This window comes from Candidatus Methylobacter oryzae, from assembly GCF_003994235.2.
In the GTDB taxonomy this organism is placed as follows: domain Bacteria; phylum Pseudomonadota; class Gammaproteobacteria; order Methylococcales; family Methylomonadaceae; genus Methylobacter_A; species Methylobacter_A oryzae.
In genome coordinates this window covers 1-10841 of the sequence record NZ_RYFG02000064.1, presented here as the reverse complement: position 1 = coordinate 10841, position 10841 = coordinate 1, and the positions used below count along the sequence as shown (strand labels likewise).

Below are 10841 nucleotides of genomic sequence, written 5' to 3'. Positions count from 1 at the left end.
GAGGTTATCGCCACGTTCATCACCGGCTTTATGCCGGGCAAAGACCAGCTCAATCCACAATATTAACCAGCGGTCAATGCGTAACTTCTAACAGATATGGAATGGTTTGATCTTGTCTGGGAAAAAGCAGTCTCCCAGGGTATGCACGAAACCGGACTAGATGTTTTTCCGGACACCTGCCCTTGGCAATTCGAGCAAATCATGAACCTTGAGTTTTGGCCGCAATAATGGTGTTGTACGGCTACGAGCGAGTTTCTGCCGTCGATCAAGATATTTTGCGCAAGAGCAAGCCTTACGTCAGACAAAGCATTTTTGACACGCTTGCAGTTTTTCGGCCAGTTCGACACGAATTTTGTTGAGCGTCAAAAACTAATCCCCCATATGTGTAGTTGCGTGTGGCTCCAAACTGCGCCGTCCAAGAGTTAATCCGAACCATCTATGCATAGTTGCGAAATATACATAGTGGCCGGTCGCCACTACTGGCGGGTTCCCCCGTCACCGGACGCACTTACTGTGGCTATCAATCAATATCGCGACCGGTTTCCGTTATCGCTTACGGCCGCTACGAATTTGTTCGATGTCGGCGATATTGATCCCTATAGCTTGTTGTTAGCTGGACATCTTCGCTGCTCCTTGGAACAGCCTATTTCGCATGAAACCCTTATAACGACTGACTTGGAGGCTGACAATGGCTGGTTTTGCGTTGCGCAAGAATATGGCTTTTGATTGGCTTAGTATTCATTACCGGATCGATCGCATACAGCCAAATGATGATGTGTTGTTGGAACGGATCAGTGACGGCCATTTATCGTTGGTCAATAGTGAGCATCTCCTTGCAGAGTATCGAGAGGGCAAAGTTTCCGCAAGAACGGCAGAGGCACCTCCAAATAAGACTTCCGTCCCCACGTTTTCAAGGCCGCTTGAGGAGTTAGCTGACCACGTGAAGCAAAAAGTGGTTCGCCGGAAGCATTACCTCGAAAAGATACTGGCTTATGGTGTTCCAGTCTTTACAGCGGATTATCTCAAACCGTTGATCAAACTGGCTGCCGCTGAAATTGCCGATGAAAATCCGCCTGGCATAACCTCATTTTATCGATGGCATAAGCGTTTTACTGAACACAGTGACGCGCGAGCCATCATTCCGAGAACTGATCGATGCGGACCTCGAACATTGCTGCAATCTGATCGCATTCTACAGTTGGCGGAAGAAGCGATGGCCGAAGTATTTAATCGTTCTCCGCAAGCGTCAGGCTATACCCTCTATGAACGCTTGTGTGACAAGATCGAGCTTGAAAATCAGCGGCAACTGGGTGCTAAACCGCTCAAGGCACCGTCGCGTCGCACCGTATATCGCATGCTTAAGCGAACCGATGCCTACGACCTAACGGTGTTGAAGGAGGGGAAGTCCGTTGCTGATCGCCGATTTAGAATTTCAAAGGCTGGAGTCAAAACGTCTCGTATCATGGAGCGTGTAGAAATTGACCATACACCGCTGGATTTATTCCTGATCGACGAACGGACCTGGCTACCTCTGGGCAGACCGACTCTGACTGTCGTGATTGATCACTACAGTCGGATGTTGCTCGGCTATTATTTGAGTTTTGAAGGCCCTTCTACTGCTGCTGTCATGGGCGCACTTCGCCATGCCATTCTGCCTAAAAAATTGGCGGAGCCAGTTATAGCCAATCTAAAAATCGTCAACAGCTGGCCGTGTTACGGCATACCTGAAAAAATGGTACTCGATAATGGTTTCGAGTTTCATAGCGACGATCTTGATAGCGTTGGGTTCGATTTAGGAAGCCATATTCAATTCTGTCCAAAACATTCCCCCTGGTACAAAGGTGTGGTTGAACGCTATCTCGGAACCATTAATTGCAGTTTTGTCCATCAGTTGCCGGGTACTAGTTTTTCGAGATTCTATCAAAGGGGGGATTACGACCCACAGAAGGCGGCTTTATTAACCTTTGCAGAATTCAAACAGGTTTTTGAGAAATGGGTGGTCGATATTTATGCTCAGGACTTACACGGGGGTATCGGTACCACGCCTATGGCACGTTGGCAGGAAAGCATGACACATCATCAGCCGATACTTCCCAATGATTTGCAGACTTTTCAGCGGCATATCGGGAAAGTCTATTCCCGATCATTGCGTCATGATGGCATTTTATTGAATTGGCTCTATTACCGTAGTGACGAACTCGCGCCCATCATGCGTAGTTATGGTGAAGGCGTTAAGGTTAGGATAGTTAGCGACCCTGAAGATCTGGGTGAAATCTATGTTTGGGGACCTGACGATGCCGAGCCCATTATCGTAAAGGCAGTCGAATACGACTACGCAAAAGGTCTTACGGCAAAGCAAAACAAATTTATCCGTCTGAGGCTGATTGAACAGGGTGAGGCGGCTGTCGACAAAGCGGTACTTCGCAAGGCTAAGCAAGATTTGGCTCAGGCCGTTGAAGACTTGATGACCAGTCGTAAGCTTAAGGATAGGCGTCGAAGTGGGGCTTTACGGGGGATCAGCAGCAGTAAACCGAACGGGTCCGATCTAAATACCGATACTAAACCTGACGTTAAAAAGGTATCCAAGCCGCAAAAAAACAAAGCGTCTGAAGTAGTCGAACAAAGTCAAGAACAGTCGGCGATGGAAATCATCGGCTCCTTTCAAATGAAACGCTGGCAAGGAGGTCGCGTATGAACTTCAAAGAGATTTTCGACGAGTTACAACGTTTTGATGAAGAATACATACCATTTCCACCCTTTGTCGTCGCGGTTGATGCGGTTAAAGCGAATCTTGCGCTGTTTCGTGAGACCGGCATCGCACAGCATTTGTTGATTCTCGGGGAAAGCGGGGCCGGAAAAAGCAGTATTTGCCGATGGATCGAGCAGCAATATCCCAAGTTTACCTTGCCGGATCGGGATGTCACACCGGTACTGATCGCGTCGGTTCCTTCGGCAGCCACTATATCAAGCGTGGCCTCGGCTCTGCTAGAAAAACTGGGTGATCCGGCTGCGACCACCGGAACTGTGTCAACGAAGACGTCGCGGGTAATTAAGTTATGCCGCGCTTGCCGGGTTGAAATGATTTTGTTCGACGAAGCCCAGCATATTCACGACCGAGGCAGAGCCACTACGCATTACATGGTAGGCGACTGGATAAAATCGTTAATCGATCAGACTGGTGTTCCGACCGTGTTTCTTGGCCTACCTCGCCTTGAACAAATCTTACAAGTCAATGAACAATTGCGGCGTCGCTTTTCCCGGCGAATTCGTTTGGCTTTGGGCCAAAGTGACAAGAGTTCCATCCATGCCGAATGCCTCCAGTTGTTTCGTTCGTTGGGTTCCTGCCTACCACTACCATTAATGTGTGGTCAGTTTGGTTGGGATGAATTGGGTATGCGGCTGCACTACGCCAGCGATGGCCGTGTTGCCTATATCAAAAAGCTCTTGGCGTCCGCGTTGCGGCTCGCATTGGAAACCGAAATGGCGGAGATTGGCCCAATGCTCCTGGAACAAGCCTTTACCGAGGAAATCTGGTGGGAGGGAGTGGGTAAACTGAATCCGTTCAATCCTGCTTTCGAGTTTCGCCGCCTGGATCGGGGTAATGAGCCGTTCGAATCTAGTAACTTCAGTAGTGCTCGTAAGGTCCGCAAGGAGGCGGTATGTTGATTCCGTTTAAAGACTATCCGGTACGCCCTCAGATGGAGCAAGGGGAAAGTCTAATTGGTTATGTTTACCGTTTTTATAATAACAATGGTTATAAGATACCGGTTGATGGTTTTAGGTTTCTCTACGCATTGGTCCGAGCGCGCGGAGATTCGGTTTACCCTCTTTTGAAGCGTTTGCAGCCAATATTAGGTAACAGCGTAGCGCTTGATCGAATTTGGTGGGTTCAATCTCGTTTAATAGATCACCCATATCCCTATCAAGGCCCGGGAATACGGATAACATTATCTCAATGTCACCCTAGTTTTTGTCCGGCATGCCTTGATGAGTCCAGATTCTATTATGAATTATGGGAGATTGCCTTTGTCGAAGAATGCCCAATTCACAGCTGCTATTTGGTTAAGCGCTGTCCCAATTGCTCACGGATTTTGAATTGGCGTTACCTTTTAACCAATTGGCGATGTCACTGCGGGACACTGATAACATCAATGAGGGGGGTGTTAGACAGACGAATTACAGCTAAGATTGAAAGAACAACAGTTGCCGGGTGCTCTATTGAATTACCTGCCAGTTTCCAGGAAAGGTTATGTGAGTCGATTGATCTTAGTCCCTTACTCCGATATTTAACGGATAAACGAGTTTCAATATAAAAAACCAAGTTTATCGCTTGAATTACGAATCATGGCAACGGAAAAAATTCATTCCACTTTACCCGTGCGGCCGCGTCCGATCCAGGGTGAAGCTGTCGTTGGATATCTGATGCGGCTTGCCGGAGTGAACGGTTATAACTCGATTCGTCAGTTTGGCAAAATATTTGGAAGTTTTGACGGACTATGCCAGGCACTTGGTTTAACAACGGAGGAAAGACAAGTCCTGTTTGGCCCCTATCCTAGTTTTTGGGGGCCATCGGTGCTTTCAAATGGGCTGATGGCTGCTGATTTCAATCATAGTCAGCTGCGTTGGTGCCCACTTTGTCTCCGGGAATCGGCTCATCTTCTTGGGTCATGGCTGTTGAAAATCAGTTGTGTATGTAAACGGCATGCTACCTGGTTACAAGAGAAATGCCCCGATTGCGGCAGTTTTCAGCGATTGGATAAAGTGAACTTCGAAATTTGTGGCTGTGGAGCATCGCTTGCCGAGATTCGAGCTGCTGGGCCTGTTGCCGATTCGGTGTATCACCTCAGTCAAACCGTTGAGGCCTCGATTATTGGGAATTCGGCGTTCTCGGGTTTTCCGCCGCTTTCTCTACCGGAATGGCTGAAATTGATCAGCTACCTTGGTCAGTTTACGGAAACCTGCCAGCCCCGCAAGCCGGGAAAAATCGCTAACATGCATCAATTGGATACGGCATCTGCATTGCTGCTGCAGACAAGTTGCTTACTCGATAGCTGGCCGGAAAATTTCCACGCTCTTTTGGCGGCAATTCAACGCCAGGCAGAGAGTGAGGCTAAAACTAAGACACGCATCCGCGATACTTTCGGTACGCTGTATCATGTCCTTTATACCGATCTGTCCGCCCCTTGTTTCCAGTTTTTGCGAGACGAATTCGAACGCTATTTGCACGAGCATTGGTGGGGTGTCGTGAATAAACGCCATCGGGCGTTTAAGCCGGAAACCGTGGCTCAGCATCCCCGAGTGACCTTGAAACAAGCGGCCAAAAAAGCCGGCGTAGCTCCGTCAACCGTTCGCCATTTTGTTCGAGCGGAAGTGATCGCCGGAAACCTTTATACCACCATGGCTGCGCAGAAGAATGGGTTAAGGTATTGTCTCTCGCCTCGCAAGAATATTTCCGCCGCCAGTTTTATGTGCTACGCCCGCTGGAAAAGATATATGAAGATATTACGATTGCTTTGCGGGCCGCGCGTGAACAAATGGATGCTGTCGCGCTGTTCCGGTTATTGCTGATTGAGCATGAACTTAAGGAACGTGAAGATGTATTGGAGCAAGTAGATATACCCAAACTTGTGCTATCTCTCGATGGCGTTGGGGCTGTGCTTGATTGCGTTATGGACGGTAATCAGCGGCGGATTGGTCAGGTTGCTGCGTTACGTCTTTGTCAGAAACTAATCGATCTGGGCGAGATTGAGGCGGCACGAATTTTATTTGAAGCAGCAGAACCATTAGATTGGTTGAGCGGATCGCAGCCAGTTCAAACAGCTTCGGGGAGAAGCGATGTATTGAAGCATTGGGTTAAGTGTGCGTATTATTTTCGGTCTTTAGAAGTGGTATTGAACGCCATTAAGGCCTTGATGGCCGAGAATGATCCGATTCGGACTGGAATCTAGTTTCTGAAGAGCTTCGCGCCAATATGCTCATAATTTTGGTCGACGCAATTGTGCGACAAGATAATCCTGCTTTGTGGGCTGAATTTAGAAGATTATCTGACACTCTCTCGGACGGTGCTGATTTGGTATTACGGCTGGATTTTAATATCTGCTATCATCACGCAACTCATCATGAAGCTCTTCCGGCTCTAGAGCGCATTCTTGCTTGGGCTGAGCAAGCAGAATTGGATGATTCGGACAGGATAATATTGGCCGAATATCTATTGAATATTCGTGATGATGCTGATGGTGCCCGCCAGTATGTCGAGGGAGTTGAGCAACCATCGACTTACCGATGGTCTGGTGGTAGCCAATGGAAAAATCTTGCGCCTTTCGTTCAACGGATTCGCTTGAACCGATTGATGGTTACTTTAGGAATAGAAATCGACCTTGTAGCCGCTGTACCGGAAGCACAAGACCCCAAAGAACGCGGCAACGTTCTTTTTGAAAGACACTTGGTTATCATTGCATCGCTTTGGGGAAAAGCAAAGCGCAGAAGGTTATCAGGTAGTGAAATTGTTCACACCTTGCATTCAGCGCTCAGGCTGTATCAGCGGCGCCATAAAGAGACGAGAGATTGGCGCGCTTGGTATGAAATTGAATCTGCTGCAAACGATTATTTCGATTTTCTAATTCGTGCTGTTGCTGCGCATGGGGAAGAAGGTGTTGGCAAGCTTAACCCTTTCAATCCGGCATTCGGATTCTGTCGCTTGGACCGGGGGAATGAGCCGTTCGAGCGCGAGACTTTCAGCAACAGCCGCAAGTCCCGGCAGGAGTCGGTATGTTAATTCCGCTTAGGCAATATTCAGTACGCCCAAAAATGGAAATCGGGGAAAGTTTGGCAGGCTATTTTTATCGCTCTCATGGCGCCAATGGATATCGGATATCCAATTGTTTAGAGAAACAATTACGCGTTATATATCGCGGAACACCAGCCAAAGACGTGTTAACGGCATTCGATATTGTGCAAACTTTGGTTGGCGATTCAGTTGAATTGAACCGAACATGGTGGTTTTGTAAACGGCGCCCGCCGAAAAGCTCGAATGGGTATGAGAGTACCAGACCAGGGTTAGATATTACGAGTGTACGCTTTTGTATTCTTTGCCTAATTGAATATGAAATGCATTTTGCATTGTGGGAGATGCCGCGGATAGCAGCATGTCCAATTCATAAGATCGAATTGTATGGGTGCTGTAATCAATGCAGCAGACCTTTGTCTTGGTTCAAGCTTTTGCCAAACTGGACTTGTTCTTGTGGTCAGTCGATTGTGAATTTTCCTACTAAATCAGCCAATCCCTCCGAATTGGCTATTGCACAGTTCTTGGCCGGTGCGGAAGATATGGAGTTGCCCATTAATTTTAAGGAGCGTATTGAACAACCGGTCTCAGGACATTATAGGCTGAGTGAGGTTTATTCGGGGCTTGAGTGGGGTAGTAAGTTACGTTCAGCCTTAATCTGGAGAAATAAGCAATCTAACCGATCATTTTATCGCCATAAGGGTTCCCGCCCATATTGGTCTGATAACTGGGTGATTCAGTTATTTGTGATTTCCTCTGACCAATTGACTCATCGGATACTGAGAGTGCTGGTCAGACGATTCAGAGAAAATACAGACATGCTTTGTTCCATTGCGAAGACAGACAGGTTGTATCGAGTGGTTTTATTTGTGTACGCCGGGGATTATGGATTTTTTCAAAAGAAAATCCAGGTGGCAGTGGCGAAAATACTGGCCGAATATCAATTGAAATTGCCTATATCATCAGCGGTATTTTATAACCCCCGGATTTCAACTGAAAGGCGTTACGAAAACCAAATTCAGCTGATGCATTGGTGGGCAGGATTATCTACCCGTCTGGGTGAACTTGATCTTGATATGCTTAGCTATCAACAAGCTATAGCTGCATCGCCGGTTAAATATGGGAAGCGTCCACATGAATTGGAATTGGTGGCTATCTTGAACAGCTTGACGAATGCGGCGATCAAGCATCTTGAGGCTGAGAGTTTTCGGGCACTTTTCTATTGGTGGCGGATACCCTCTAAGTTGCGAGAGATTCACAATCCCTATGATGTTTTGCAACAGATAGGGTTGCACCTTGCACTGATACCCGATTACGAGCTGTATTTCGTCGGGTCTTTGCTACGGCTTGCATGGCAAGGGAAGCAATGATGATAGCTGATGCAGATCGTTACTCTTTGCCTGTGCGCCCGCGTCCAATTCATGGAGAGGCTACTCTTGGTTTTTTGATGCGCGTTGCGCGAGCAAACGGTTATGAAACGATACGACAGTTGCGAAAAGTGTTTAGAACCTTTGATGCGGTATGTCAGGGGCTTGATTTATCAGTCACGGAAAGAAGAGCACTTTTTGGTCCGTACCCAAGCTATTGGGGGCAGAATGATTTTAAGCATGGCCTAACTGCCTCAGATTTTAATTATAGTTTGATGCGGTGGTGTCCGTACTGTCTTCGCGAATCAGCTCATCTACGCGGGTTATGGCTTTTGAAAGTCAACAGTGTGTGCTGTCGACATGCCATTCGCTTAGTGGATCGATGCACCAGCTGTGACAATGTGCAGCGCTTAGAGCGGGTGAACTTTGAGCAATGCGACTGTGGGACATGGCTTGCCGATAGTCAAGGTGTTGAGAAAGTTCATAGTTTTGTCGTGCGCGTCAGCGGAACAGTGGAGGCTTCGATTGAAAAAAGAACGGCACTGTCAGGTTTGCCGCCCTTGTCGCTGTCGGAGTGGCTCAGGTTAATTAGTTACCTTGGTCAGTTTTCAGAGACCTTCCAGCCCGCCAAGCCCGGAAAAATAGCGAATTTGTATCAGGTGGATACGGCAATACACCTGTTTTCACAGGCCAGTCGGTTATTGGATAAGTGGCCGGAAAATTTTTATACCCTGTTGGCAGCGCTGCACCGACAGGCTGATAGTCAATTAAGTATTCGAAAGACTTTCGGATCGCTCTATCGGGTGTTATACACGGACTTGTCCGGCGCTTGTTTTCAGTTTCTGCGTGATGAGTTCGAGCACTATCTGCACCAATACTGGTTCGGCGTGGTGGGTAAACGTAACCGGGCGTTCAAGCCGGAGACGATTGTAAGCCATCCCAGAGTAACTTTGAAACAGGCAGCAAAAAAGACCGGTGTTGCCCAAGCAACAGTACGACAGCTAATACAGGCTGAGTTGATTTCAGGTGGCCGGATTGATTTACCTTCTGGCCGAAAAGCACTTTCCGTCCACGAAAATAGTCTTGAGGAAATCTCGTTTCTGGCCAAAGGATGTGTCACGCTTGGTGAGGCATCCAGATTGTTGTGTTTGCCTGAATGCCGGGTCAGGGAATTAATTTCATATGGCATTATCAAGCCGCTGGTTTCAAGAGCTCACGGCAACGCTGCAACTTGGCTGATCCCGAAGCAACAGGTGAAACAACTGTTTTTCACCGGTAGAGCATCCAGCCATTTATCATCGACAATAATCGTCAAGCAACTTCTGAAGTATTGGCATTTACGCGATGGCGAATTTAAAGAGTTAGTACAGGCGCTCTCGGAAGGTCAATTAGTAGCGGTGGCTTTTCAATCCGTAGCATTGGGTAATGTAACGCTTAACGAACAAGAGACACGGCAGTGGTTGGTAGAAAAGCGCTACGCAGCTGGCTTAAGCCTATCGGTGGACGAGGCAGCGAAAAGGCTCGGTCTGAAACAGCAGGTGGTTTATGACTTGGTGAAGCTGGAGTTATTGGCCACCATCCAAGATAATCTACCCGGCAGGCGAGTGACGCGGGAAAGTCTTGATGATTTTCAAGTAACCTACATTTCGTTGGCTGAGTATTCCCGATCGCTAAATCGAGCTCCGCGATGGGTATTAAAAACACTGGATGTTCAGCCTATTACAGGGCCAATAATTGATGGTAGTAGACAGTATTTCTTCCGACGTTCCGATGTGTACATTGACATGGAATAATGAGATAAAATCGGTAATGATGACCCAATTTAAAAAATGATTGGCGACTTTCTTCCAAATCAAAAATAGAGTTATTGAAAGTAACAAGTTTCGAAATCCAACGGTCAGATTGAATGTAAAGGAATTTGGCAATTTCAAGGGTTTGCAGGGTTATCTATGACATTTTGATAAACCTTGTGTGCCTAATAAAATAAAAAACTATTAAAAATCAATAAAGTGTTTTTAGTTGTTACCCTACGAGGCAATAATGGAGATTGTAAAAATTGCGTAAAAGAGAAAGTCATGACCTTGAAAAAGTGTGTAGCCGTAGTGAAACGACGGTTAAATTGTAGGTAGTATCAGTAGCAGCAATGCCACGACAGACGATATTCTGTATGTTAGACTAAATAAAATTAAGCCCAACAATCGAGGCATCAAGATTGAATGACTGCGTGTTGGGCTTTTTGTTGCTTTGCCCTACGAGTTTTAAAAATAGGGTTTGTAAAATATCAATATAAGAACAACTAAATAATGCCAATTTTCTTTTGAATGCCCATGATGACACAGCAAGAAACAAATCGAGTGAAGGCTCTACCAACAAAAGAATTCTTTATGAGCATGCTCACACGGGACATTGCGACTGATCGTGCAATATTGGATTTAATTGATAATAGTATCGACGCCTCTCAGTCAAATTCAAAGTCTGATAGTCGAGTTTCTATAACAATTAATGGAAATGAGTTTGGAATACGTGATAATGCAGGCGGGCTAGATTTAGAGACTGCTAAAGAGTATGCATTTAGATTTGGGCGATCTGCAAGTAGTCCCTTGATGTGGCTACACTAAACCGGACACATTTTTTAAAATACTCTCAAAAAGATGTGAGTCCAAATGAGCCAAGAAAAACCCAACACCTAT

The 10841-nt window shown here is 46.7% G+C and carries 10 protein-coding genes; all 10 read left to right on the top strand.

The genetic code is table 11. From position 1 onward, the window contains the following. The first annotated feature begins 96 nt into the window (after positions 1–96). The 10 genes from EKO24_RS23575 to EKO24_RS06985 all read left to right on the top strand — a co-directional run bounded on the left by EKO24_RS23575 (position 97) and on the right by EKO24_RS06985 (position 10769). A complete protein-coding gene (locus tag EKO24_RS23575) occupies positions 97–228 on the top strand; it encodes a DUF29 family protein (protein ID WP_127030673.1) in 132 nt (43 codons plus the stop codon). A 460-nt stretch (positions 229–688) separates the two neighbouring features. After that, positions 689–2695, top strand: coding sequence for a Mu transposase C-terminal domain-containing protein (locus tag EKO24_RS07025; RefSeq protein WP_127030672.1), 2007 nt, complete (start codon positions 689–691; stop codon positions 2693–2695). Next, the gene (locus tag EKO24_RS07020; RefSeq protein WP_127030671.1) at positions 2692–3666 is read left to right on the top strand and encodes a TniB family NTP-binding protein; all 975 of its coding nucleotides are present in this window, start codon (positions 2692–2694) and stop codon (positions 3664–3666) included. The genes EKO24_RS07025 and EKO24_RS07020 overlap by 4 nt, the downstream gene beginning before the upstream one ends. Then, positions 3660–4313: a TniQ family protein gene (locus EKO24_RS23570; RefSeq protein ID WP_127030670.1), complete on the top strand. Its 654-nt coding sequence runs from the start codon at positions 3660–3662 to the stop codon at positions 4311–4313. The genes EKO24_RS07020 and EKO24_RS23570 overlap by 7 nt, the downstream gene beginning before the upstream one ends. 31 nt (positions 4314–4344) lie before the next feature. Next, positions 4345–5568, top strand: a complete 1224-nt coding sequence (locus EKO24_RS07010) for a TniQ family protein (protein WP_127030669.1) — start codon at positions 4345–4347, stop codon at positions 5566–5568. Beyond that, the gene (locus EKO24_RS07005) at positions 5535–5948 is read left to right on the top strand and encodes a hypothetical protein (RefSeq protein ID WP_127030668.1); all 414 of its coding nucleotides are present in this window, start codon (positions 5535–5537) and stop codon (positions 5946–5948) included. Before EKO24_RS07010 ends, EKO24_RS07005 begins: the two co-directional genes overlap by 34 nt. A 35-nt stretch (positions 5949–5983) precedes the next feature. Further along, complete coding sequence (locus EKO24_RS23115; protein WP_241674425.1) at positions 5984–6775, top strand: hypothetical protein; 792 nt, start codon at positions 5984–5986, stop codon at positions 6773–6775. Beyond that, a complete protein-coding gene (locus EKO24_RS06995) occupies positions 6769–8154 on the top strand; it encodes a TniQ family protein (protein ID WP_127030667.1) in 1386 nt (461 codons plus the stop codon). The genes EKO24_RS23115 and EKO24_RS06995 overlap by 7 nt, the downstream gene beginning before the upstream one ends. After that, positions 8151–9944, top strand: coding sequence for a TniQ family protein (locus tag EKO24_RS06990; RefSeq protein ID WP_127030666.1), 1794 nt, complete (start codon positions 8151–8153; stop codon positions 9942–9944). Before EKO24_RS06995 ends, EKO24_RS06990 begins: the two co-directional genes overlap by 4 nt. A gap of 534 nt (positions 9945–10478) precedes the next feature. Continuing rightward, positions 10479–10769 carry an ATP-binding protein gene (locus EKO24_RS06985; RefSeq protein ID WP_206667227.1) on the top strand — a complete coding sequence of 97 codons (291 nt, stop codon included), beginning with the start codon at positions 10479–10481 and terminating at the stop codon, positions 10767–10769. Positions 10770–10841: the final 72 nt, after the last annotated feature.